The sequence below is a fragment of the Mediterraneibacter sp. ICN-202921 genome, assembly GCF_037890075.1.
GTDB classification, from domain to species: Bacteria; Bacillota; Clostridia; order Lachnospirales; family Lachnospiraceae; genus Mediterraneibacter; species Mediterraneibacter massiliensis.
The window spans coordinates 117,177-140,497 of record NZ_JBBKBE010000005.1; the positions used below are offsets into that span (position 1 = coordinate 117,177).

At 40.3% G+C, this 23,321-nt stretch carries 23 protein-coding genes; 20 read left to right on the top strand and 3 right to left on the bottom strand.

All coding sequences use genetic code 11. The annotated features are described in order from the left end of the window. Window positions 1–11 precede the first annotated feature (11 nt). The 11 genes from hypD to WKT01_RS06380 all read left to right on the top strand — a co-directional run bounded on the left by hypD (window position 12) and on the right by WKT01_RS06380 (window position 12,068). Entirely contained in the window at window positions 12–2,387 is a 2,376-nt protein-coding gene (gene hypD / locus WKT01_RS06330; protein WP_340311640.1) for a trans-4-hydroxy-L-proline dehydratase, read from the top strand. 78 nt (window positions 2,388–2,465) lie between these two features. Further along, the gene (locus tag WKT01_RS06335; RefSeq protein WP_270394887.1) at window positions 2,466–2,735 is read left to right on the top strand and encodes an acylphosphatase; all 270 of its coding nucleotides are present in this window, start codon (window positions 2,466–2,468) and stop codon (window positions 2,733–2,735) included. 23 nt (window positions 2,736–2,758) lie between these two features. After that, complete coding sequence (gene proC, locus WKT01_RS06340) at window positions 2,759–3,553, top strand: pyrroline-5-carboxylate reductase (RefSeq protein WP_340311641.1); 795 nt, start codon at window positions 2,759–2,761, stop codon at window positions 3,551–3,553. A 1-nt stretch (window position 3,554) separates the two neighbouring features. Beyond that, a complete protein-coding gene (locus tag WKT01_RS06345) occupies window positions 3,555–4,157 on the top strand; it encodes a TetR/AcrR family transcriptional regulator (RefSeq protein WP_270394889.1) in 603 nt (200 codons plus the stop codon). Beyond that, a complete protein-coding gene (locus WKT01_RS06350; protein ID WP_059066637.1) occupies window positions 4,157–4,852 on the top strand; it encodes an anaerobic ribonucleoside-triphosphate reductase activating protein in 696 nt (231 codons plus the stop codon). The genes WKT01_RS06345 and WKT01_RS06350 overlap by 1 nt, the downstream gene beginning before the upstream one ends. A 151-nt stretch (window positions 4,853–5,003) precedes the next feature. Beyond that, the gene (locus WKT01_RS06355; RefSeq protein ID WP_340311642.1) at window positions 5,004–7,412 is read left to right on the top strand and encodes a ribonucleoside triphosphate reductase; all 2,409 of its coding nucleotides are present in this window, start codon (window positions 5,004–5,006) and stop codon (window positions 7,410–7,412) included. A gap of 15 nt (window positions 7,413–7,427) precedes the next feature. Then, the gene (trxB, locus tag WKT01_RS06360; RefSeq protein ID WP_340311643.1) at window positions 7,428–8,336 is read left to right on the top strand and encodes a thioredoxin-disulfide reductase; all 909 of its coding nucleotides are present in this window, start codon (window positions 7,428–7,430) and stop codon (window positions 8,334–8,336) included. A gap of 217 nt (window positions 8,337–8,553) precedes the next feature. After that, window positions 8,554–8,997 carry an OsmC family protein gene (locus WKT01_RS06365; protein ID WP_340311644.1) on the top strand — a complete coding sequence of 148 codons (444 nt, stop codon included), beginning with the start codon at window positions 8,554–8,556 and terminating at the stop codon, window positions 8,995–8,997. A gap of 54 nt (window positions 8,998–9,051) precedes the next feature. Then, on the top strand, window positions 9,052–10,695 hold the full coding sequence (gene lpdA, locus WKT01_RS06370; protein WP_340311645.1) for a dihydrolipoyl dehydrogenase: 1,644 nt from the start codon (window positions 9,052–9,054) through the stop codon (window positions 10,693–10,695). Beyond that, window positions 10,695–11,615 carry a lipoate--protein ligase family protein gene (locus WKT01_RS06375; RefSeq protein WP_340311646.1) on the top strand — a complete coding sequence of 307 codons (921 nt, stop codon included), beginning with the start codon at window positions 10,695–10,697 and terminating at the stop codon, window positions 11,613–11,615. The genes lpdA and WKT01_RS06375 overlap by 1 nt, the downstream gene beginning before the upstream one ends. 15 nt (window positions 11,616–11,630) lie before the next feature. Next, entirely contained in the window at window positions 11,631–12,068 is a 438-nt protein-coding gene (locus WKT01_RS06380) for a MarR family winged helix-turn-helix transcriptional regulator (protein ID WP_340311647.1), read from the top strand. A 132-nt stretch (window positions 12,069–12,200) separates the two neighbouring features. Here the strand turns inward: WKT01_RS06380 and WKT01_RS06385 are convergent, their stop codons facing one another. From WKT01_RS06385 to WKT01_RS06395, 3 genes are all read right to left on the bottom strand, one after another. Continuing rightward, window positions 12,201–12,701 carry a DUF6106 family protein gene (locus WKT01_RS06385; protein WP_340311648.1) on the bottom strand — a complete coding sequence of 167 codons (501 nt, stop codon included), beginning with the start codon at window positions 12,699–12,701 and terminating at the stop codon, window positions 12,201–12,203. 2 nt (window positions 12,702–12,703) lie between these two features. Beyond that, window positions 12,704–13,522: a PucR family transcriptional regulator gene (locus tag WKT01_RS06390; protein ID WP_340311650.1), complete on the bottom strand. Its 819-nt coding sequence runs from the start codon at window positions 13,520–13,522 to the stop codon at window positions 12,704–12,706. 241 nt (window positions 13,523–13,763) lie between these two features. Then, window positions 13,764–14,876, bottom strand: coding sequence for an ABC transporter ATP-binding protein (locus WKT01_RS06395; RefSeq protein ID WP_059066646.1), 1,113 nt, complete (start codon window positions 14,874–14,876; stop codon window positions 13,764–13,766). A 289-nt stretch (window positions 14,877–15,165) separates the two neighbouring features. Between WKT01_RS06395 and WKT01_RS06400 the strand changes: the two genes are divergently transcribed. The 9 genes from WKT01_RS06400 (at window position 15,166) to WKT01_RS06440 (ending at window position 23,312) form a co-directional block, all read left to right on the top strand. After that, window positions 15,166–17,277: a BglG family transcription antiterminator gene (locus WKT01_RS06400; protein WP_340311652.1), complete on the top strand. Its 2,112-nt coding sequence runs from the start codon at window positions 15,166–15,168 to the stop codon at window positions 17,275–17,277. 14 nt (window positions 17,278–17,291) lie between these two features. Then, entirely contained in the window at window positions 17,292–17,597 is a 306-nt protein-coding gene (locus WKT01_RS06405) for a PTS sugar transporter subunit IIB (protein ID WP_282923895.1), read from the top strand. Between the two features lie 48 nt (window positions 17,598–17,645). Further along, a complete protein-coding gene (locus WKT01_RS06410; protein WP_282923896.1) occupies window positions 17,646–18,944 on the top strand; it encodes a PTS transporter subunit IIC in 1,299 nt (432 codons plus the stop codon). A 22-nt stretch (window positions 18,945–18,966) separates the two neighbouring features. Next, complete coding sequence (locus WKT01_RS06415; RefSeq protein ID WP_282923897.1) at window positions 18,967–19,797, top strand: class II fructose-bisphosphate aldolase; 831 nt, start codon at window positions 18,967–18,969, stop codon at window positions 19,795–19,797. A gap of 11 nt (window positions 19,798–19,808) precedes the next feature. Further along, window positions 19,809–20,528 carry a triose-phosphate isomerase gene (locus tag WKT01_RS06420; protein ID WP_282923898.1) on the top strand — a complete coding sequence of 240 codons (720 nt, stop codon included), beginning with the start codon at window positions 19,809–19,811 and terminating at the stop codon, window positions 20,526–20,528. Beyond that, a complete protein-coding gene (locus WKT01_RS06425; RefSeq protein WP_282923899.1) occupies window positions 20,525–21,073 on the top strand; it encodes a YjbQ family protein in 549 nt (182 codons plus the stop codon). The genes WKT01_RS06420 and WKT01_RS06425 overlap by 4 nt, the downstream gene beginning before the upstream one ends. 5 nt (window positions 21,074–21,078) lie before the next feature. After that, window positions 21,079–22,119 carry a zinc-dependent alcohol dehydrogenase gene (locus WKT01_RS06430; protein ID WP_340311658.1) on the top strand — a complete coding sequence of 347 codons (1,041 nt, stop codon included), beginning with the start codon at window positions 21,079–21,081 and terminating at the stop codon, window positions 22,117–22,119. A 67-nt stretch (window positions 22,120–22,186) separates the two neighbouring features. Then, entirely contained in the window at window positions 22,187–22,642 is a 456-nt protein-coding gene (locus tag WKT01_RS06435; RefSeq protein ID WP_282923902.1) for a PTS sugar transporter subunit IIA, read from the top strand. Continuing rightward, window positions 22,635–23,312 (top strand): class II aldolase/adducin family protein, encoded by a 678-nt coding sequence (locus WKT01_RS06440; protein WP_282923903.1) that lies wholly within the window; start codon window positions 22,635–22,637, stop codon window positions 23,310–23,312. The genes WKT01_RS06435 and WKT01_RS06440 overlap by 8 nt, the downstream gene beginning before the upstream one ends. The last annotated feature ends 9 nt before the right edge of the window (window positions 23,313–23,321 follow it).

A 23,321-nucleotide genomic window follows, 5' to 3' on the forward strand; every position in this document is an offset into this window, starting at 1 on the left:
AGAAGGGTAAGATGGAAGAAAGAGGAATGAATGAAAGAATCAAAAAGTTGAGAAAAGTCAGCCTGGATACGGAAGCGCATATCGATCTGGAACGGGCGAAAAGTGAGACGAGGACGTATCAGAAATATGAAGGAGAAATATCGGTGCCGGAGCTTCGGGCACAGGTGCTCAAAGAGTATTTTGCGACAAAGACACTCTATATCGGAGAGGGAGAGCTGATCGTGGGAGAGAAAGGGGATTCTCCCCAGGCTGCGCCTACTTTTCCCGAATTGTGCTGTCATACCGTAGATGATATGCGTGTGATGAATGACCGAGAGCTGATCAGTTTTAAAGTAAGAGAAGAAGATTATCAAGTGCAGGAAGAAGTGATGATCCCTTACTGGGAGAAACGATCCATTCGTCATAAAATACTGCGTCAGATGACACCGGAATGGAAGGCGGCATATGAAAGCGGTATTTTTACAGAATTCATGGAACAGCGGGGACCGGGACATACGGTAGGTTCTGTGAAAATCTATGAGAAGGGCTTTCTGGATTATAAAAACGAGATCGAGGAAGCGATCGCCAGACTGGACTTTTTAAATGATAAAGAGGCATATGATAAAAAAAATGAACTGGAAGGAATGAAGATCGCATGTGACGCCATCATGATTCTGGGAGAACGGTATGCGGCATATGCAAGGGAATTGGCGCAGACAGAAAAGGATGAGACAAGAAAGGAAGAACTGCTTCAGATCGCTGCCAACTGTGATGTCGTTCCGGCGCACAGACCGCAGACATACTGGCAGGCGATCCAGATGTATTGGTTTGTACACTTAAGCGTGACAAGCGAATTAAATCCATGGGATGCGTACAGCCCGGGACGCTTTGACCAGCACTTAAATCCATTTTATCAAAGAGACATAGAGGCGGGGATCTTAGACGAGAAACGTGCCCTAGAGTTATTAGAGTGCCTGTGGGTAAAATTCAACAATCAGCCGGCTCCTCCGAAAGTGGGCATCACGCTGAAAGAGAGCGGAACGTATACAGATTTTGCCAACATGAATACAGGCGGAATCACGCCGGATGGGGAAAATGGCGTCAACGACGTCAGTTACCTGATCTTAGACTGCATGGATGAAATGAAACTGCTGCAGCCAAGTTCAAATGTGCAGATCAGTAAAAAGACGCCGCAGAAATTCTTAAAACGCGCCTGCGAAATTTCTAGAAAAGGCTGGGGACAGCCTGCATTTTATAATACCGAGGCGATCATACAGGAACTGCTTAACGCCGGAAAAACCCTGGAAGACGCAAGGCGAGGCGGAACAAGCGGATGTGTGGAGACGGGTGCTTTCGGAAATGAAGCATATATCCTGACAGGCTATTTTAATCTGCCTAAGATATTTGAACTAACGCTGCATAACGGATATGATAAAGTGGCAGGAAAACAGTTAGGGCCAAAAACAGGCGATGTAACAGAATTCACGACATATGAGGAAGTATTTGAGGCATATAAAAAGCAGATCGCCTATTTCCTGGATATTAAGATCAAGGGAAGCAATGTGATCGAAAAGATCTATGCAGAGCATATGCCGGTCCCATTTTTATCTGTGATCACCAATGACTGTATCAGCAAAGGAAAAGATTACAACAGCGGAGGCGCCAGATATAATACAAAATATATACAGGGCGTGGGGATCGGAACCATCACGGACTGTCTGGCAGCAGTCAAATATAATGTATTTGATGAAAAGAAATTTACAATGGCAGAGCTGTTAGAAGCGTTGGAAGATAATTTTGAAGGACATGAGAGGATCTTAAACCTGGTAAGGAATAAAACGCCGAAGTACGGCAATGACGACGATTATGCCGACGACATCATGAAGGCGGTATTTGCGTACTACCGGGAACAGGTGACCGGCAGACCGAATATGCTGGGAGGGACATATCGTATCAATATGCTGCCGACTACCTGTCATGTATATTTTGGGGAAGTTATGATGGCGAGCGCCAATGGCCGCCTGGCACATAAGCCTGTTTCAGAAGGGATTTCCCCGGAAAAAGGAGCGGACATAAACGGACCGACGGCAGTCGTAAAATCGTGCTCTAAGATGGATCATCTCCAGACGGGAGGCACGCTTTTGAACCAGAAGTTTACACCGAGTGTGGTGGCGGGCGAGGAAGGCCTTGATCAGATGGCAAACCTGATCCGTACCTATTTCAATATGGACGGACATCATATCCAGTTTAATGTGATCGATAAGGAGACGCTGATAGAGGCACAGAAGCATCCGGACGACTATAAAGATTTAATCGTCAGAGTTGCAGGATACAGCGATCATTTCCGGAATCTAAGCAAGGCTTTGCAGGATGAGATTATTGAGCGGACGGAACAGAGCTTTCACTAAATGATAGAAGAACTTCCGGCAGGGTAGTGACTTTTTTTGCAATCCGTAATAGAATGATAAGAAAAGGACGGTGGGACCATGTCGGAAGTAAGACAGCATATTGTATTCCACGGCAGAGTACAGGGAGTGGGCTTTCGCTATACTGCGAAATATCTTGCCCAGTCTTTGGAGCTGACCGGCTGGGTGAAAAATGAATGGGACGGCACTGTGACAATGGAGATCCAGGGCCGGGAAGCTTTGATACATAAATTATTAAAAGGTTTAAATAACGGACATTTTATTTCGATCGAATGGATGGATACTACAGAACTTCCGTTGGAGGAAGAACGGGGGTTCTGTGTAAAATAAAGGCTGAAGGAGGCAAAAATCAGATGAAACTGGGATTTATCGGAACAGGAAATATGGCAGGCGCTATTATGGGAGGCATTATCAAAAAAGGGATTTTTAAACCAGAAGAGATATTGGGCTCAGATATAAGCGAACAAGGAAGAAAACGTGTGCAGGATATGTATGGCATCTGCGTGACGGGAGATAACCGGGAGGTAGCCTCAAAAGCAGAAGTACTGCTTCTCTCTGTAAAACCGCAGTTTTATGCAGAGACGATAGCGGAAATAAAAGATGTTATCACAAAAGAGCAGATCGTGATCACGATCGCGCCGGGAAAGACACTGGACTGGCTGCGGGAACAATTTGGAAAAGAGGTAAAGATCGTCCGTACAATGCCAAATACGCCCGCCATGGTGGGCGAAGGAATGACGGCTGCCTGCCCGAATGAATTTGTGACAGAGGAAGAAAAAGCGTATGTGCAGAAGATATTAGAGGCTTTTGGAAAGGTAGAGATCATTCCAGAAAGACTCATGGATGCGGTCGTTTCTACGAGCGGAAGTTCTCCTGCCTATGTATTTATGCTGATCGAGGCAATGGCAGATGCAGCTGTTGCGGATGGAATGCCAAGACCACAGGCGTATAAATTCGCGGCGCAGGCAGTGTATGGCAGTGCAAAGATGGTGTTGGAGACGGGAAAACACCCGGGAGAATTGAAAGATATGGTCTGCTCGCCGGCAGGTACTACGATAGAGGCCGTGAGGGTATTGGAAGAAAAGGGCTTCAGAAGTGCTGTGATAGAAGCGATGAAGACATGCGCGGAAGTTTCAAGGAAGATGTAACATGGATAAGGATGAGAAAAAGAAAAGCGTAAAGACTAGGATCGTATCTGCGGCATGGCAGTTGTTCTATGAGAAAGGGTATGATCAGACGACAGTGGACGATATCATCGCACTGTCGGGAACTTCCAAAGGGTCTTTTTATTACTATTTCAGTACAAAAGATGAACTGCTTGGCACATTGTCCAATGTCTTAGATGATTTCTATGAGGAATTGGCTGCCAGGATGGAACCGTCTATGAACAGTTTTGATAAGCTGTTATATCTAAATGAAAAAGCACATGAGATGATTGAGAAAAAGATCCCGCTTGATCTTTTGACTTCTCTGTATTCTACGCAGCTTACGTTTAAAGGCAACCGTCATCTTCTGGATAAAAACAGAGTATACTATCAGCTTATCACAGAGATTGCGGAGGAAGGGCAAAAGCGGGGAGAGATACGCACGGACAAGCCGGTCAGTGAGATCGTGAGATATTATTCTTTGTGTGAGAGGGCGTTGATAACAGATTGGTGTTTAAATCAGGGAAGTTATTCTCTGCATGCTTACACAAAGGAATATATGCCTGTTATGTTGGCGTATTTCAGACAAAAATCGGAGGAAGCATAATGGTGATACAAGGACTACAGAAGCTGACGCTTTTAGACTATCCCGGAAAGGTGGCCTGCACGCTCTTTACGGCAGGCTGCAATTTCCGCTGTCCGTTTTGCCACAATGCTTCTTTGGTGACACATGTAGACAGAAAGAATGATATACCTGAAGAGGAGGTACTTGCCTTTTTAAAAAAGCGGCGGGGACTTCTGGACGGGGTATGTATAACAGGAGGAGAGCCGCTGCTCCAGCCGGATATAGAAGTATTTATAAGAAAGATACGGGATCTTGGCTATCTGATCAAGTTGGATACAAACGGAAGCAACATATTGTTGCTTAAGCGTCTGGCAGAAGAAGGATTACTGGATTATGTAGCAATGGATATTAAAAATGCGCCTGATAAATATGGAGTGACTATCGGAATCGAGGAATATGATCTGGAAAATATACTGCAAAGTGTAGAGTTTCTCCTCTCGGGTTCCATACCGTATGAATTTCGCACCACTGTTGTAAGAGAATTTCATAAACGAGAAGATTTTGCGGCGATTGGAAGATGGATAAGAGGAGCGGAAAAATATTATCTGCAAAGCTTTCAAGATTCCGGGGATCTGATCGCTCCGGGACTGCGGGGATATACGAAAGAAATTATGGAACAGGCGCTTGAGATCGTCAGAAAAAATGTACCGAACGCAGAATTGCGAGGGGTTGAATAAACACCAATATCTAGTGTATTGTTTTGGCAACAAAAACTAGATATTGGTGTTTTTGATTGACATGATTTTAGACGGATGATACAATAGATACAGTGTCTGACGAAATACAATATGTAAATATTATTAAAAAGAAAGGGGACGGAATAAAAATATGTATCAGGTAACAAAAAGGGATGGGAAGATTGCCGAATTTAATCTGGTAAAAATCAGCGAAGCGATACGGAAGGCTTTTGAGGCGCAGGAGAAACAATATAACCAGGATATCATAGATTTGCTTGCACTGAAAGTAACGGCAGACTTTGAGCCCAAGATCAAAGATGAGTTGGTGTCTGTGGAGGATATCCAGGACAGTGTGGAATCTGTGCTGATCAAAGCGGGTTATGCAGATGTGGCAAAAGGCTATATTTTGTATAGAAAGCAGAGAGAAAAGATCCGAAACCTAAATTCTACCCTTTTGGATTATAAAGAAATTGTGGACAGTTATGTAAAAATCACGGATTGGCGTGTAAAAGAAAATTCTACTGTGACCTATTCCGTAGGCGGACTTATTTTGAGTAATTCCGGCGCGATCACGGCAAATTACTGGCTTTCCGAGATTTATGATGAGGAGATTGGAAAAGCGCATAAAAATGCAGATATACATATCCATGACCTTTCTATGCTGACAGGATACTGTGCAGGCTGGTCTTTAAAGCAGCTGATACAAGAAGGGCTTGGGGGGATTCCGGGAAGGATTACTTCTGCGCCGGCAAAGCACTTGAGTGTTCTGTGCAACCAGATGGTGAATTTCTTAGGAATCATGCAGAATGAGTGGGCGGGAGCCCAGGCGTTTTCCTCTTTTGATACGTATCTTGCCCCCTTTGTGAAGGCAGATCATCTGACCTATCCGGAAGTGAAAAAATGTATTGAATCATTTATTTATGGTGTGAATATCCCGTCACGCTGGGGAACGCAGGCTCCGTTTTCTAATATTACGCTGGACTGGACAGTGCCGGAGGACTTAAAAAATATCCCGGCTATCGTCGGCGGAAAAGACCAGGACTTTACATACGGGGAATGTAAAGCGGAGATGGATATGATCAATAAGGCCTTTATCGAGACAATGATCGAAGGCGACGCTGAAGGAAGAGGGTTTCAGTATCCGATCCCTACGTATTCGATCACAAGTGACTTTGACTGGTCTGATACAGAGAATAATCGGCTGTTGTTTGAAATGACAGCAAAATATGGGACACCGTATTTTTCTAATTATATCAACAGTGATATGAAACCAAGCGATGTGCGCAGTATGTGCTGTCGTCTGCGTCTGGACTTACGTGAGCTGCGTAAAAAATCCGGCGGTTTCTTTGGCAGTGGTGAGAGCACAGGATCAGTCGGGGTCGTAACGATCAATATGCCGCGTATCGCATATTTATCGGAAAATGAGGAAGAATTCTATAAGAGACTGGATCGTATGATGGATATTTCCGCAAGATCTCTGCACATCAAACGGACGGTTATATCCAAACTTTTAGATGAAGGATTATATCCGTATACAAAGCGGTATCTGGGTTCTTTTGACAACCATTTTTCTACGATCGGTCTGATCGGAATGAACGAGGCAGGCTTAAACGCAAAATGGATACGTAAGGATATGACACATGAAGAGACACAGGAATTTACAAAGAATGTGCTCAATCATATGCGTGAACGGCTGTCTGATTATCAGGAAATGTATGGAGATCTATATAACCTGGAAGCGACTCCGGCAGAGTCTACGACCTACAGACTGGCAAAACATGATGTGGCGCAGTTTAAGGATATTATCACGGCAGCGGAGTGTAATGGAACTCCTTATTATACGAACAGCTCTCATCTTCCGGTAGGCTACACAGAAGATGTATTTGCGGCTTTGGATATTCAGGATGAATTGCAGACTTTATATACGTCCGGTACGGTATTCCATACATTCTTAGGAGAGAAGCTTCCGGATTGGAAGGCAGCGGCAGCGCTTGTCAGAAAGATCGCACAAAATTACAAATTGCCGTATTACACGATGTCGCCTACGTATTCGATCTGTCAGAATCACGGGTATCTGTCGGGAGAACAGTATAAGTGCCCGATCTGTGGAAAAGAGACAGAAGTGTACAGCCGTATTACAGGATATTATCGTCCGGTAAAGAACTGGAATGATGGAAAGACACAGGAATTTAAAGAACGTAAGGTATATGATATTACTAATTCCCACATGAAGATAAAAACAAAAGCAGCGGCAGAATACGAAAGAAGTATACAGGAAGCAGGAGAGAAGGCGGCAGATATAACGGAAGGCGAGAAAGAGACAAAGACGTTTCTTTTTACCACCAAGACTTGTCCGAATTGCAAAATAGCGGTAAATTCTTTGAAAGAAGCACAGATCCCTTATGAGATCGTGGATGCGGAGGAGCATATGGAACTGGCGCAGAAATATGGAGTCATGCAGGCTCCGACTCTGGTGATCGTGCAGGACCAGGAGGTCAAGAAACTGGCGAATGCTTCTAATATCAGAGCATATGCAGAAAAGGAACAGAAAGAAAAATAAAGGAGGCAGCAGGGTATGTATGACATTGGAATCATAGGCGGCGGTACAGCCGGGATGACAGCGGCGATCTACGGACAGCGCGCCGGGAAGCGTACAGTCATTATAGAAGGAACAAATTTCGGCGGACAGATCACTTCCTCTACAAATGTGGAGAATTATCCGGGAATCGCCAGTGTAAGCGGCAGTGAGTTTTCCATGAATCTGTTAGATCAGGCGATGAAGCTGGGGGCAGAGACAATAGTAGACCAAGTGAGCGCAGTGACAAAAGAAGAAGGGATGTTTGTCCTGGAGACTTCCGAAAAAGCGTATCCATGCCGTTCGGTGATCCTGGCAACAGGAGTCACGCATCGTCATCTTGGAATAGAGAAAGAAGAGAAACTGGTGGGCGCGGGAGTCTCCTACTGCGCAACCTGCGACGGAGCATTCTTCAGAGGCAGAGATGTGGCAGTGATAGGAGGAGGAAATACGGCCCTTCAGGACGCAGAGTTTTTGTCCAACTATTGCCGGAAAGTATATCTGGTACACAGAAGAGATGAATTTCGCGGCGAAAAGAGTCTGGTGAAACGTCTGGAAGAAAAGGAAAACGTAGAGTTTGTTTTAAGCGCTACAGTGAAAGACATTTTGGGAGAATCTATGGTGGAAGGTCTTATCCTGCATAATAAAAAGACAGAGGAAGATTTTCAGATAGAAGTGTCCGGCGTGTTTGTCGCGATCGGGCATATTCCGCAGAATGACAGATTTAAAGCGTTAGTGGAGTTAGATGAAGGTGGATTTATTGAGGCGAAAGAAGATTGTCTGACTTCCTGCCCGGGCGTATTCGCGGCAGGGGACTGCCGGACAAAAGAAGTGCGGCAGCTTACGACTGCGGCGGCGGACGGCGCCGTAGCAGGACTGGCGGCATGTAAATATCTGGCGGGAGAGTAAGAGCTGGAAAATCGGATTCTTTTAAGAAAAAAATATATAAGGTTCTTCTATGAGGAGTCATAGGAGAACCTTTTTTGTATAAAAAAACGAAAAATCTGCAAAATGGTTGACAGTTTTTAGACGATACTATATCTTATAGTGTAATAAAAACATAGTATACTAAGTATTAGCTAGCTAAGAAAAATGCATTGGGAAGAAGTGAAAGAAAGGAGAAAAAATGAAAGAAACTTTTAAGGTAATTGCAAGAAAAACAACAGAAGGTTTACAAGTGGAATCTGAAGCCAGAGGCTTTAAGCTGATCATGGATGAACCGGAAGGATTGGGCGGCACAAATACTGGCATGAATCCGGTTGAAGCTTTATTATGTGCGTTAGGATCTTGCCAATCAATAGTAGCATTTGCATTTGCAGAAGCGAATGGAATTCATCTTGAAGGCTTTCACGTAGAACTTGAAGGAGATTTGGATCCTGATGGATTTATGGGGCTCGCTGAAGGCGTAAGAAACGGTTATCAGGAAATCCGCTATTCTATGCATTTTCAATCCAATGCGAGTCAAGAAGAGTTAGAAAAATATGCTGAATTTATCGAGTCCAGATGCCCCGTTGGCGATTGTTTACAAAATGGAGTACCAATGAAATTAACAAAAGTAGTCGTAGAATAGATTTATTTGGGGCTGTTATCAAACAGCCCTCTATTTGAAGAGGGTAGATATGCCATGATAGAAGTAAAAGTTCCTATGATCCCAGGTAAAAAGCCCGGTATTGTCGGTAAGATCAATATTAATGTAGGCGAAAAAGTTAAAAAGGATCAAATTTTGTGCTCAATAGAAACAGCAAAAGGCAATCGGCAGATAAAAGCTAGTGCAGACGGCTATATTAAAGAGATACTTGTAGAAGAAGGTCAAGAAGTAACAGCAAATGAAGTGTTGATATTGCTGGATGAAAATTTACAAGTAAAAACTGATACTAATGCTAAGATCATTGAAAAGGATCTGTTGGTTATAGGAGCAGGTCCCGGAGGATATGTTGCAGCCATTTATGCCTGTAAAAGAGGCTTGGATGTGGCATTGGCTGAAAAGTCTAAACTTGGAGGAACCTGTTTAAACATAGGATGTATCCCAACGAAATCTCTTGTTCAATCGGCTCATTTTTATGCTGCATTAAAAGAAATGGAGTTATTTGGTATAGAAGGAGATTTTCATGCGTTTGTTAATATCGAAAAAGTTTTACAGAGGAAAAATTCTGTAGTAGATACATTGGTTTCAGGCATAGAGTATCTAATCGATAAAAATAAGATAGAATTCATTGAGGGAAAAGCTGAATTTATCAATGACAAATTAGTAAAAGTTGGCGATAAAAGAATACAGGCAAAAAATATGATCATTGCTACAGGATCTGTGCCAGATACATTAAAAGTAGAAGGCTATGATCTGGATGGTGTGATCGATTCGACAGAAGCCTTACGTTTAAACAAAATACCAGACACACTCTTGGTGATCGGAGGAGGTGTGATCGGATCAGAATTTGCATTTATATATAATACATTTGGCTCAAAAGTACATATTGTAGAGTTTCAAGACCGCCTTTTGCCAATGTTGGATCCGGATGCCGGCAGAGAGATGGAAAGAGTATGTAAAGAAAAAAATATTCATGTAAGTACTTCAAGCAGGGTAGTAAATATCAAAGAAACTGTAGAAAAAAAGTATGTAGTTACTTTTGAAAAAAATGGGAAGATGTATTCATCGATTGCTGATAAAGTCTTGATGTCTACGGGCAGAAAAGCGAATATTGATGGACTTGGCCTCGGAAATACATCTGTTAAGTTTAATCCTCAAAATGGCAGTATCATAGTCAATGAATATAAACAGACAAATGTATCAAATATATATGCGATCGGCGACGTGTCCTCCGGGTTAAAATTAGCCCATTTAGCATCTCATGAAGCTATGGCGGCTGTTGATCATATGCTGGGAGAAAAAAGAGAAGTAAAAGATATACATGTACCAGCCGTTGTATACACGGATCCGGAAATAGCGGTTATAGGTTATAGTGAGCAAGATTTAAAAAATCAAAATAGGAAATATAAATCTTCCCGATTTCCATTTATTGCAAATGGTAAAGCATTGACTATGAATCAGAACAAGGGATTTATAAAACTTCTGACATCGGAAAAGGGGGAAATATTGGGAGCTGTAATTTGCGGGCCAGATGCGTCCTCCTTAATTTCCAGTATTACAATAGCTATGAAAAACAATGTGTCAGTTACCCAACTGACACATACTGTATTTGCTCATCCGACAACTGCAGAAGTAATTCATGAGGCATGTCTTGATCTGATTGGCAGAGGAGTGCACATGTGATGGATGCAAAAATTGTTGTTTTGGATTCTACTGATCCTTATACTAATATCTCACGGGAATATAGTTATTATAATCATTTATCAGAGGATGAAGTCATTTTTTTATTATGGCGAAATAAACCTTGCGTCGTAATGGGAAGAAACCAAAATATATATAAAGAGCTTGATTTAGAATATATTAAGGAACAAAATATTCTTCCGGTAAGAAGGTTTACTGGCGGGGGCTGTGTATATCATGATTTAGGTAATCTTAACTTTACTTTTATATCGGATCAGAAAAATAAAAATGTAGATCAATGGATGCGTATCATTTTGAATGCGTTAAAAGAAGAGGGGATTGAAGCAGAATTAAAAGGCAGAAATGATTTATTATCAAATGGAAAAAAATTTTCAGGAATGGCCTGGCTCGAAGATGAAGAAAAATTTTTAATTCATGGTACATTAATGGTAGATCTTGATTTATCCATACTTTTAAAATGCCTAACACCTGATATGAGTAAATTTGTTGGCAAGGGGATAAAATCTGTACAAAGCCGGGTCGTAAATTTAAAAGAATTAATTCCTTCTATTTCTGTTGAGAGTTTAAAAAACAGTCTGCTTATATCGTTTAAAAAAATATATACGAACGCAAGATTCATCAAACATGTCGTACATTCGGATGAGATACATACATGTAAAATGTTAAAAAGTCATGAATGGATATTTGGCAAAAAAGAAAAAGCACAAATACAGCGTATTTTTATAATAAAAGGAAAACCCCTAACCCTTGATATTTATATAAATAATGATATAATTAATAATGTTGATGTTTTTAGCGATACGTTGGACTTGAAAAAAGTTGAAAAGTTAAAAGTCAATTTACTGGGAAAAATCTATAAGGATTTATATATTGAAAATATCATTAAATCAATATGGATATAGAATGGGGAAATCTTCTTGTTTGATTTGGATTGTTGTGTAGCGTTTGTAACAAATGTTGCATCTAAAACTTTATCAGATTCATTAAATAACAGACTTATAAGGCATGGTGTTACAAAATCACAATGGATTGCCATGTATTATATAAATCGAGAAGGTAATCTTACTCAGAAGCTGTTAGCTGATCTAATGGGTGCAAAAGAGCCGACTATTACGGGCATACTTGATCGACTAGAAAGAGAAGGATTAATATTAAGACAAGGGGATGTCAATGATAAAAGGAAGAAAATACTTGTATTAACTGATAAAGGTCGCTTGATAAACGCTAAATTGACAGATATAGCACAAGAGTTCAGAGATGTTTGTTTGGCAGGTATTTCTGAAAAAGATCAAAAAATATTTTTAGAAATTCTTGATAAAATGGTGGCAGCTGCTGCAAATTGGAATAAAAAATAGAAAGGAATCTGTTTGCCTCCTGCATATAAAGAAATGTAGGGGACAAGGCGGATCTTTAAAAAATTACGGTATAGTCGTTCGTGGCTATACCGTTTTTTAATAGGCAAAACGTAAGTTTCTCATATATGATTTTTAATCTTGATATAATTTCATACCCATCCATTGTTTCATGTGATCGAGCATCTTGTCATCCGGTTCGATCAAAACACAGGAATTTTTCTGCTCCAGGGAAATCATGATCGCGTATACTTTGGCAGCAGCCTCACCGGATGTAAAGTCATATGTCTTTTCCGCATGGTAGGACTGCAAGCGCGGAGATTTTGCAGGAGCGATGATCTCTGCCTGCTGGATGTCAAATCCCAGTTTTGCTTTTCTTTTGGCTTTGCTGTAAATGGCATCAATCTGTATATCATGGTTTAAAATAGAATACTCATATTCCACATTCAGGCGTGGAAAGATGATATAGTAAGCAAGAAAGCCTACCACGAGTGCCGGGAGTAAAGCAATCATACCGATCAAAGGCATGCCAAAGAAGATGATCGCGACGATCAGGAGTACGATCAGGATCCTGATAAGCAGATCATAAGGTCTGGGCTTCCGGGCAACAATTTGTTCATACATAGCATCATTCATAATTAAAGGTTCCTTTCTGTCTGTAAATAGTTCATGACCATCATAGCAATCTTAAATGTCATTGCATCTTCAAATTTTCTAATATCCAGACCCGTTCGTTTCTCTACCTGTTCCAATCGATATATGAGCGTATTCCTGTGCATATGCAGCTGTCTGGATGTTTCTGCTATATTCAGATTATTTTGGAAAAACTTATTGATCGTGACAGATGTATCCTCTTCAAATGCTTGAGGAAGTTCTTCACCAAAAAGTTCTTTCAAGAAGCTTTCACATAACGGTACCGGAAGCTGATAGATCAGACGGCCTATACCTAATTTGTTATAGGGAAACACAGTTTGTTCTGAGAAGAAGAGTTTCCCGACTTTGAGGGCAAGACTGGTTTCTTCATAAGCGCCCGGCAAGTCTGCCAGAGAATGAAGAAGAGAACTAAAGGATACCTGCACATGGACCAGCGCTTCTGTATTCAACGTATCTACGATCATCCGTGCGCTTTTAGTACAATCATCCGGACTGCTGTCTTTTGGATCCGCTGGTTTTAAAACAGCGATTCTTTGTGCATTTACAGGAATCAGATAGGTTTTTGCCTGTGCAGGAAATATATTTTTTAAAATCTCCAGTACAGTATCGTCATAGGCAGTTTTCGTTTCTAAAAGAAATAAAATCCGCAATTGTTCCGGCTGAATATGCAGACGAGACGCGCGTTCCTTGAGCTCGCATGTCTGGATGTTCCCGTTTAAGAGGCTGTATAAAAAATCTGTTTTATTATACTTCTCTTTATACGCAATAGTAAGACAGTGGATCTGTCTGACGGCTTCTTCCATCTCCTCATAGGAGGCAGGGGGGCATATCCAGGGAAATACCGGTAATTCTTTTTAACTCACCCAGTGCCTTCTTTAATGCAGGTGTCTGTTCCATAAATACCTCTTCTATACAATGATTTTTACAAAAAAGGCCGCACATGAAGTGCAGCCTTTTAGTATTTTAGGCATCATCTGTGCAGTATGTATCTGCACGGAATAGCTTCTTCGCGTTTGCTAAGCTGCTATTCTTCATTGTAATGCATTAGTTTGTAATCGTCAATTCAGTTTCTTTGTCAAAAAGATGAATCTTTTCCATATCCAGAGCAAACACAGCTTTGTCTCCGGTTCTTAAAGTTGTACGTGGATTTACACGAGCAGTCATCTGTGTACCTTCTACATCGAAATACAAGTAAACTTCTGCACCAAGAAGCTCGTACACTTTGATTGTAGATTTGATGACACTTTCAGGAGAGTTGCTGATAAATGCCTCAGAATCATGTACATCTTCCGGACGGATACCAAGAACAACTGTCTTTCCGTCGTAACCGCCGTCGATCAGCGCCTGTTTCTTAGAAGCTGGAACTTTCAATACATGTTCTCCGATAGTCAGAGTAACGTCATTTCCCTTTACGCCTACAACAGCGTCTAAGAAGTTCATCTGTGGAGAACCGATAAATCCTGCAACAAATAAATTGCAAGGTGTATTGTACAGGTTCTGCGGTGTATCTACCTGCTGTACGACACCGTCTTTCATAACAACGATCCTTGTACCAAGAGTCATAGCCTCTGTCTGGTCATGTGTTACGTAGATGATGGTTGCGCCCAGGTTTTCATGCAGCTTGGAAATCTCGATACGCATCTGCACTCTTAATTTTGCATCCAGGTTGGAAAGTGGTTCGTCCATAAGGAATACCTTTGGATTACGAACAATCGCACGTCCCATGGCAACACGCTGTCTCTGTCCGCCGGAGAGAGCTTTTGGTTTACGGTCAAGAAGTTTTTCCAGATCAAGGATACGAGCTGCTTCTTTGACCTTTTTATCGATCTCAGCCTTAGGTACTTTACGAAGCTTCAGACCGAAAGCCATGTTGTCATATACGGTCATATGTGGATACAGAGCGTAGTTCTGGAATACCATCGCGATATCACGGTCTTTTGGTTCCACGTCGTTCATGACCTTTCCATCAATCTCTAAAGTACCGCCGGAGATATCTTCCAGGCCTGCGATCATACGAAGAGTTGTAGATTTACCACATCCTGATGGTCCTACAAAGATGATAAATTCTTTATCTTCAATATCGAGATTGAAATCTTTTACTGCATGGAATCCGTTTGGATAGATTTTCTGAATTCCTTTTAGTGATAAACTTGCCATTTGTATAGCCTCCTTGGAAATTTGCTTTTCGTTGTTTTCTGTAATCAGTATAATCCCGGACGTCTAAATGGACAATGTCATCAGTAACTAAAAAAAGGCAAAAAAAATGTACATATCGACCAGAAAGAGTTTATAGGAATGAATAGAAAAATAGTGAAAAAAATAGAGTGTAAATTATTGCAAAAAACAATAAAAATACGAAAAAACTTAATATTTTTGTGCCGATATGCCTATGATATAGTGATGATATAGAAAAAAAGTTTTGTGGTTTCGGAAGACAGGTGGAAAGATGATAAAAAGACAAGATGTTCTTATAACTAAATTGTTAATGAAGGATAAAATTTCAATCAAAGATCTGACAGATGAATTCCGGGTTTCAGAAAGAACTTTGAGAAATGATATACAAAGATTACAGGAGGTTATTGGCGAAGAAAATCTGATTACTATTTCTAAAGGATATATCTATATCCAGGACAGTGAGAGATTTCAGAAGGAAGTACAAAGGACGGTCAAAGACAGCAATTTTTATAAGTATCGTTTATCAGCTGAAGAAAGACAAACAGTTGCTATTATCATGATTATTTGTCGGGCTGATTATACAACAACAGATTATATGGCAGATCGTTTATTTGTTTCCAGAAGTACTATGTCAAAAGAAATTTTGGAGATAAAGAATAAACTTGCTGAAGAGGGAATTATTTTAGAAGCCAGAACAAAGAAGGGATATCGTATTTTGGGTGATGAACTTCAGATCCGGCGTCTTGCTTACAGATTATGCATAAGATTGGAGCAGGAGGACGGGATATATTCCAGGCTGATAGATAAGGTTATGCAGGAACTGGTGGATGGGACATATATTAGGCAGTCACTTCTTCAATATGAAGAGGATTATAAATTGGATTTTTTAGATACTGCATTTAAGGCAATCGAAACCTATCTGCTAATAACGGTCAATCGGATATTACAGGGGAATATAATAGGCTCCTCGCCTGTAACTATGGAAAATCAATTTAGCAAAGCAGCTTTAGAATTACTGAAAAAAGTTTTAAAAAAGTCAGGTTATGAAGGGAAGGTCACGGAAGAAGAGGTACAGAGTTTTAATGATATCTTGATGGATAATTTTAAGATAGCGGGACGAGATTTTGCTGGAGATATGGAGATGGTGACAACACAGATGATTATCGCGTCTTTTGTGTGGACAGTCTGTATGAGCCTGGATATCAAAGAGAGGATAGGATATCAGAATTATGAATCTTTGATGGAACATATTAAATCTACTATCTATCATCTAAGAAACAATGAGTATAAAACACAAAATCCTTTGTGCGAAGAACTAGAGCAGATGTATCCAGAAATATTTGAGCATGTAGCAGAAAATATCAAAGATATTGAACGGATGATCGGAAAAAAGATGGAAAAGGACGAAATTTCCTATATAGTCATGCACATCGCATCAGCGCTTGAAGTATTGAAAACAGAACAACAGTCAGTATCTGCATTAATTATATGTCCTGCCGGTCTTTGTACGGCAATGCTGTTAAAAGTGAAATTAAAATCTAATTTTAATATTAACGTGGAAGATATAATCCCAGTACATAAATTGGAAAAGTATGACAGGAGCAATATTGATATGGTGATATCTACTGTGCCGTTAAAAGATGAAATGAATATGACAATTCAGATTAATCCGCTTTTATACGAGAAAGATATCATAAAGATCCAAAATTATATAAAAGAAAATCATATAAGAGAAAAAAAGAAAAACAGGCAGTATAAAAAAGAAATCAGCAGGCTTCTGTCTTATGTAGAAGAATATAATAAAATTATTTCAGAAAATGATACGATCGCGCTTTTTTCTTCAGAAGAAAAATTGGACAGGCTGAATCAGAAGTATAAGTTGACAATAGAAAAAACGCAGGGAGATCAATGGTTTTATAAAATACTTCGGAAAGAAATGATGGCGCTTGATAAGCAGGTAGATAACTGGGAAGAAGCAATTTGCGCCGCTGGGAAAATGTTGGAAGAAACAGGACATTGCTCAGAAAAGTATACAAAGAAAATGATTGATCTAGTCTGCAAAAACGGACCGTATATCGTGTTTGCTCCTGGTGTTGCTATCGCACATGCATCACCGCGTGACGGAGCAGTAAGCTTGGGAATCAGTTTTATCAGATTAAAAATTCCAATAGAATTTGGACATGAAGGAAATGATCCGGTGAAGTTCGTTTTAGCGGTTAGTATTCCAGACGAAAATAGTTATCTTTCTGTTTTTTTTCATATGGTACGTTGTATGGCAAATCATGAAATGCAGACATTGCTTTTTTCAGCAGAAAGTAAGACGGATATCATAAATATGATTAAATTTTATGAAATTCAACAATTTAATAAAGAACAGCGATAAAAGGAGGTGAAAATATGCAAAAAAGACCAATTAAGATTTTGATTGCATGTGGAAGTGGTATTGCGACTTCTACACTTGCGGCACAAAGCGTGCGTGAGATCTGTGAAGAGCGGGGAATCGAGGCAGCTATACAGAAAAGCAATATGAGCGAAGTAGTATCTAAGGCGAGTCAGGTCGATGTTGTGTTGACAACGAATATGTATCGTGAAGAATTGCCAGTTCCGCTTATGAGCGTTACAGCTTTGATTACTGGTATAGGGGAAGAAGCGGCAAAAAAGAAATGTGGAGATCTGTTGGAAGAAGTTGCGGCAAAACTTTAAAAAACAGAAAATGCAAGGGAAAAGAGAACATTAGATAGGAGGGTTTATATGGAAATATTAACTAATATCATTCAAGAAATTTTGAATATAGGAGCAATTGCCTTTTTACCGATTATTGTTACTGTTTTAGGATTGATCTTCAGAATGAAATTTTTTGAAGCATTCAAAAGCGGTTTACTGTTTGGTATTGGTTTTCAGGGATTAAAACTTGTTATTTCACTGCTGACAACTACGATACAGCCTATCATCGACTATTATGCAGGATCAGGCGCTTCACGCAGTTTTACGACGATTGATGTCGGCTGGCAGACACTGTCTGCGGCGGCATGGACATCTCCGTTTGCAGCAGTTGTTATACCGGGTGGAGTGATTCTTAATTTTGTTCTTATTAAAGCAAAGGTGATCAAAACATTAAATATTGACATTTGGAATTATTGGCATATTTTGATGTCGGCTTCTATTTTGTATTATATTTTAGGAAATGCGGGAATAACAGGCGCTCCAGCAGTGATTATCAGTTTTGTGTTTGCCATGGCTCTTATGGTGTTTATTAATTTTGTAGGCGATAAAATTGCTCCATGGTGGCAGGAATATTTTGGATATGAAGGAACTACTTGTACAACAAAGAGTTCGACTTTGGCAGCAATACCAGTTGTTTTTGTCACAAATAAAGTTTTGGATAAAATTCCACATGTCAATAAGATCAATATAAATCTATCCTGGATCAATAAAAAGCTCGGCGTGTTGGGGGATCCCGCAATCGTAGGTTTTATTGTAGGGCTTTTTATGGCTGTAATTACCTTACAGACTCCAGCTGTTATGATCCAAGTCGCAGTAGGAATTTCAGCGGTCATTGTATTGCTTCCTAGGATGGTCAGCCTGTTTATGGAAGGATTGGCTCCGGTAAGTAAAGCAGCAAAACAGTTTGTGGTCAAACATTTGGGAGAAGATCGAGAAATTTTACTGGGATGTGATTCAGCTTTTGGGTTGGGAGATCCCGCAGTTATAACACTTGGACTTTTATTAATACCAATTACAATTGCGATTGCTTTTATTATTCCGGGCAATACATATTTTCCGGTAGGCATACTGGCGTCGATTCCCTACTATGCAGGGATGACATGTATGATCAGTAAAGGAAATTTATTTAGAGGTCTGGTAAATGGAACTATATTTATGGTATTACTTGTACTTTCTATGAATTTTATGGCAGATATAGCGACTACATTTATAAGTGCGGCGGGTGTTATGGAAATAGCAGAAGGAACCAAAGTCACAGGAGCGTCGCTGGCAAATATTGTTGATATCCTGGTGGTAGGAATTGCAAAATTATTTGGTGCAGCGTAATAGGTTTTGACAGGAGAGAAATATGTTAGTGAATTCAAAAGAGATATTAAAGCAAGCTAATGAATCTACATATGCAATTCCATCGCCTGACTTTTTTAATCAGAATAGTTTAAAGGCTTATATAGAAATAGCTGAAGAATTTCATAAACCCATTATCGTAGCATACAGCGGAAATATGAAAACGAATTTTCTTACGTTAGAAGAAGCTGCCGAATTGGGCAGATATTATGCAAAAAAGGCGACAGTACCGGTCAGCCTTCATATTGACCATGGATATGATTTGAAATTTATTAAAAACGCGATCGACTTAGGATTTACTTCGGTTATGATTGACGGTTCTAATGATTCGTTTGAAATGAATGTAGAAAAGACAAAAGAAATTGTTGCGTATGCAAGAAATAAAGAAGTCAGTGTGGAGGCAGAGATTGGACATGTAGGTTCCGGACAAAACTACGAAAATGAAGAAGAAAATGATTCTATATATACAGAAGTTGATGATTGCGTGGAGTTTGTGAAAAAGACAGGGATACATTCTGTAGCCGTTTCAATTGGCACAGCTCATGGGATATATGCAGCAGGGACACCTAAGTTAAATTTTAAAAGATTAGAAGAACTGAAAAGAGCGGTAAGTATTCCACTTGTATTACATGGCGGATCTTCCAGTGGAGATGAAAATCTAAAGAAAGCGGCAAGATTGGGAATCAGTAAAATTAATTTATTTACCGATATTGCTACAGGAGGATATAGGGGACTGAAAGCATCCAAGGCACAGAATATGATGGATATATTGGCTGATGGAGATCAAGGTATGAAGGATATTTTAAGACATTATTATCATCTTTTTGGGAAATAGGAGCAAGGATCATGAAGAAAATAATAAAAACGCCTGTATTTGGAATCAATTCAAAAGCTTATATGTATGGAGAGGCTTTGTTGGAACTTGCGAAATATGCAGACGGTCTGGCAAAAGAATATGATATGTCCATTATGTTTAGCGCTCCATATACAGATTTGGCAAATATAGCTTCAGAGACAAAATATATTATGTTAAATGCACAGGGGATGGATCCTATAGATGTTGGAAGAGGTATGGGGCATATACTTCCGGAGTCATTAGCAGAAGCCGGTGCTGACGGTGTATTTCTAAATCATGTCGAACGTCCAATGACATTAAGCCAGTTAATAAAAGCAGTTTCCCGCGCAAAAGAGGTACGAATGAATACGATTATTCTGGCGGATTCTGTGCAGGAAGCAAGAATGACGGCGCTTCTAAAACCAACGATGATCATATGTGAACAACAGAAGCTGATAGGGACAGGAAAAACGGCAGATGTAGAGTATATGTACAACACCAAAAAGGCGATTAAAGAAATCTGCCCGGAAATCATAGTGCTGCAGGGTGCAGGGAATAGGACGGCTCAGGATGTGTATAACGCAATCAAAAATGGCTCGGAAGGGTCAGGGGCAAGCTCGGGAATATTTTTGTCTGAAAATCCGAAAGCAAAGATTCGCGAATTGTTTGACGGTGCATTAAAAGCAAGGGAAGAATTCGGAAGCAAGGTTTATGAAGAGGAGGAAGTATGACTGTCAAAACAAAAGAGTTGTGTTTACAGACGAAAGGGAAAAAAATAACTTTTTTTCGAATCACGGATGAGGTAAAACGATTTATAGAAGAAACACAGATTATCAACGGTATAATCACAGTGCAGACAGAACATACGACCTGTGCCGTTTTCTTTGAAGAGATGGTTCATGATTTTGACATAAAGGGAGATGAATTTCTGCAGGTGGATTTAAATAAGGGTTTGGAAAAAATATTTCCTGCACAGACGAGTGATGATGGATATTACAGATATCCTGGTCCGCTCCATTTAGAACAGGCTAAAACGAAATCGGTATTTTGGGAAGATCCGTCTATTATGTTAAATGGACCGGCACATCTGAAAGCCACATTGTTAGGCGCCAGTCAGACGTTTGTGATTCAAAATGGAGAGATGCAGATAGGAAGATGTGGGGATCTCTATTTTGTGGATTTCGACTATTCCCGTCCGCGTCAGCGTAAAGTACATATCTGTGCTATTGGAGAGCAGAGCGAAAAGGATAAAAAAGTACGGGAAAAGGAGAACTGAGGGTTATGGAAAAAATGATGAAAATGGCTCTTTGGTATGGACCGGAAGATGTAAGGATTGAAGAACGTCCTATGTTTGAGTTAGAAGAAGATGCCATTATCATGAAAGTAAAAGCTTCTTTGACATGTGGGACGGATGTGAAAACATATAAAAGAGGACATCCAAGCTACAAACCAGGGATTTCTTTTGGACATGAGGCAGCAGGAATCGTATACAAAAAAGGAAAGAACGTAACGGGTTTTGAGATAGGAGATAGAATCGTACCACATAGCGCAGCTATGTGTGGAGAGTGTTATTATTGTAAAACGGGCAGGAATGATGGGTGCTGCGAAAACAGAATTCGCATCAAGGGCGGTCATTCGGAGTATGTGTATATTCCGGGACCCGTCGTAAGGCAAAACACGTTTCACATCCCGGACGACGTCAGTTATAAGGCTGCTGCATTGACAGAACCGCTGGCATGCGCTATGTATGGTGCGGATATGACAAAGTTCAGTTATGGGGATACCGTGGTGGTAATGGGTGCAGGTCCGATAGGGCTTATGATCGCGCTTATTATTAAGCGAAGAGGGGCGCATGTTATACAGGCGGACTTTTCGGCGAATAGGTTACAGGTATCTGAAAAACTTGGAATTGACAGGACGATATTATTAAATAGCAATATGGACATTGTGAGGACGATTCGTGATCATACTCCTGCAAAACGAGGTGCAGATGCGGTTGTAGATGCTACCGGACAGCCGGCGGCATGGGAAAATTGTATTATGATTGCACGCAAAGGCGGATACATAAATCTGTTTGGAGGCTGTAAACCAGGGACGAAAATTACAATAGATACGCAGATGATGCACTATGGAGGCTTGACGATCGCAGCCTTTTTTCATACGACACCTAAGCATGTGATGATGGCAAACGAGATGATCAATCATCATGAAATCCCGGAAGATATTTTTGTCACAGGAGAGTATAGATTGGAAAATCTAGTCGAAGCGCTTGAAGCACATGCAAACCAGCAGGGTATAAAAAATGCAATTGTATATGAATAAACTGTTATATCCCCTTAATTGGTTATGAGGATATTGTAGACAGCATTGACAGACGGAGGAAAAATAGATGATAAATGACATATTAATGCTTGAGGCGGCCCCCAGATCATGGGAAGATGCAATTCAGGCGGCGTATAGAGAACTCCATGATAAACATTTTGTAAAAGACTCTTTTTTACATGGATGTATAGAACGGGAAAAAATTTATCCTACAGGTTTGATGACAGAAGTGCCGGTTGCGATACCTCATACGGATTCTATACATGTGATAACTCCGGCAATCTGTGTGATAAAGTTAAGAACTCCAGTTTTGTTTCATAATATGGAAATGCCTGAACAGGAGGTGCCTGCACAATTTGTGTTTTGTATGGCATTGAAATCAGGTGATGCTCAGATAGATATGCTGAAAGCGATTTTAAATACAGCACAGGATAAAAAATTTTTATTGGAAGCTAAAAAAGAGTCTCTTGATATGATAAGAAAAAAATTGATACAAAGATGGGAGGTAAAAGAATATGTGTAACGCGGTAGAACAAGCTAAAGAAGAAGTTATGTGGGGCGTAAGGTCAATGGTGGAAAAAGGATATGCGCTTGGTACTGCCGGAAATATAAGTGCACGTGTAAAAGGAGAAGAATTATTTGTTATTACTCCTTCATCGAGATCATATACAACACTTACAAAAGAGGATTTATGCCTATTGGATATGTCGGGAAAGGTGATAGAAGGAAAATATAAGCCATCGGTGGAAGCAGTTATGCATCGTTATATATTTCAGATAAGACCGGAAGTGGAAGCTATCGTACATTCGCATTCGAAATATGGAACCTTAGCAAGTTCGATAAAAGGCGTCGCAGAATTGCCTATTATAGATGTAGAGAGTATTTCCTATTTAGGAGGTGAAGTACCGGTTGCACCATTTGCCCCTGCAGGTTCTCTAGAACTTGCAGAAAATGTAAAAGCAGCTATTGGGACAAGCGCAGGAGTACTTATGGAGAATCACGGCACGATAGGAGTAGGGATCACGATGGAAAAAGCAATGATTGCCAGCGATAATATAGAGAGAACCAGTGAGCAATATTTATTGCTTTTAGCTACAGGCAGAGAAAAAAAGGAAATACCGGAACAATATATACAGACAGTAAAGGAAATTTCATTTAGGAACCGTAATATAAAAACTAATCCCCAAATATGAGTGGTAAGG

Coding starts and splice junctions, on each gene's coding strand:
- hypD (WP_340311640.1), top strand. CDS start 12: ATGGAAGAAAGAGGAATGAATGAAAGAATCAAAAAGTTGAGAAAAGTC.
- WKT01_RS06335 (WP_270394887.1), top strand. CDS start 2,466: ATGTCGGAAGTAAGACAGCATATTGTATTCCACGGCAGAGTACAGGGA.
- proC (WP_340311641.1), top strand. CDS start 2,759: ATGAAACTGGGATTTATCGGAACAGGAAATATGGCAGGCGCTATTATG.
- WKT01_RS06345 (WP_270394889.1), top strand. CDS start 3,555: ATGGATAAGGATGAGAAAAAGAAAAGCGTAAAGACTAGGATCGTATCT.
- WKT01_RS06350 (WP_059066637.1), top strand. CDS start 4,157: ATGGTGATACAAGGACTACAGAAGCTGACGCTTTTAGACTATCCCGGA.
- WKT01_RS06355 (WP_340311642.1), top strand. CDS start 5,004: ATGTATCAGGTAACAAAAAGGGATGGGAAGATTGCCGAATTTAATCTG.
- trxB (WP_340311643.1), top strand. CDS start 7,428: ATGTATGACATTGGAATCATAGGCGGCGGTACAGCCGGGATGACAGCG.
- WKT01_RS06365 (WP_340311644.1), top strand. CDS start 8,554: ATGAAAGAAACTTTTAAGGTAATTGCAAGAAAAACAACAGAAGGTTTA.
- lpdA (WP_340311645.1), top strand. CDS start 9,052: ATGATAGAAGTAAAAGTTCCTATGATCCCAGGTAAAAAGCCCGGTATT.
- WKT01_RS06375 (WP_340311646.1), top strand. CDS start 10,695: ATGGATGCAAAAATTGTTGTTTTGGATTCTACTGATCCTTATACTAAT.
- WKT01_RS06385 (WP_340311648.1), bottom strand. CDS start 12,701: ATGAATGATGCTATGTATGAACAAATTGTTGCCCGGAAGCCCAGACCT.
- WKT01_RS06390 (WP_340311650.1), bottom strand. CDS start 13,522: ATGGAAGAAGCCGTCAGACAGATCCACTGTCTTACTATTGCGTATAAA.
- WKT01_RS06395 (WP_059066646.1), bottom strand. CDS start 14,876: ATGGCAAGTTTATCACTAAAAGGAATTCAGAAAATCTATCCAAACGGA.
- WKT01_RS06400 (WP_340311652.1), top strand. CDS start 15,166: ATGATAAAAAGACAAGATGTTCTTATAACTAAATTGTTAATGAAGGAT.
- WKT01_RS06405 (WP_282923895.1), top strand. CDS start 17,292: ATGCAAAAAAGACCAATTAAGATTTTGATTGCATGTGGAAGTGGTATT.
- WKT01_RS06410 (WP_282923896.1), top strand. CDS start 17,646: ATGGAAATATTAACTAATATCATTCAAGAAATTTTGAATATAGGAGCA.
- WKT01_RS06415 (WP_282923897.1), top strand. CDS start 18,967: ATGTTAGTGAATTCAAAAGAGATATTAAAGCAAGCTAATGAATCTACA.
- WKT01_RS06420 (WP_282923898.1), top strand. CDS start 19,809: ATGAAGAAAATAATAAAAACGCCTGTATTTGGAATCAATTCAAAAGCT.
- WKT01_RS06425 (WP_282923899.1), top strand. CDS start 20,525: ATGACTGTCAAAACAAAAGAGTTGTGTTTACAGACGAAAGGGAAAAAA.
- WKT01_RS06430 (WP_340311658.1), top strand. CDS start 21,079: ATGGAAAAAATGATGAAAATGGCTCTTTGGTATGGACCGGAAGATGTA.
- WKT01_RS06435 (WP_282923902.1), top strand. CDS start 22,187: ATGATAAATGACATATTAATGCTTGAGGCGGCCCCCAGATCATGGGAA.
- WKT01_RS06440 (WP_282923903.1), top strand. CDS start 22,635: ATGTGTAACGCGGTAGAACAAGCTAAAGAAGAAGTTATGTGGGGCGTA.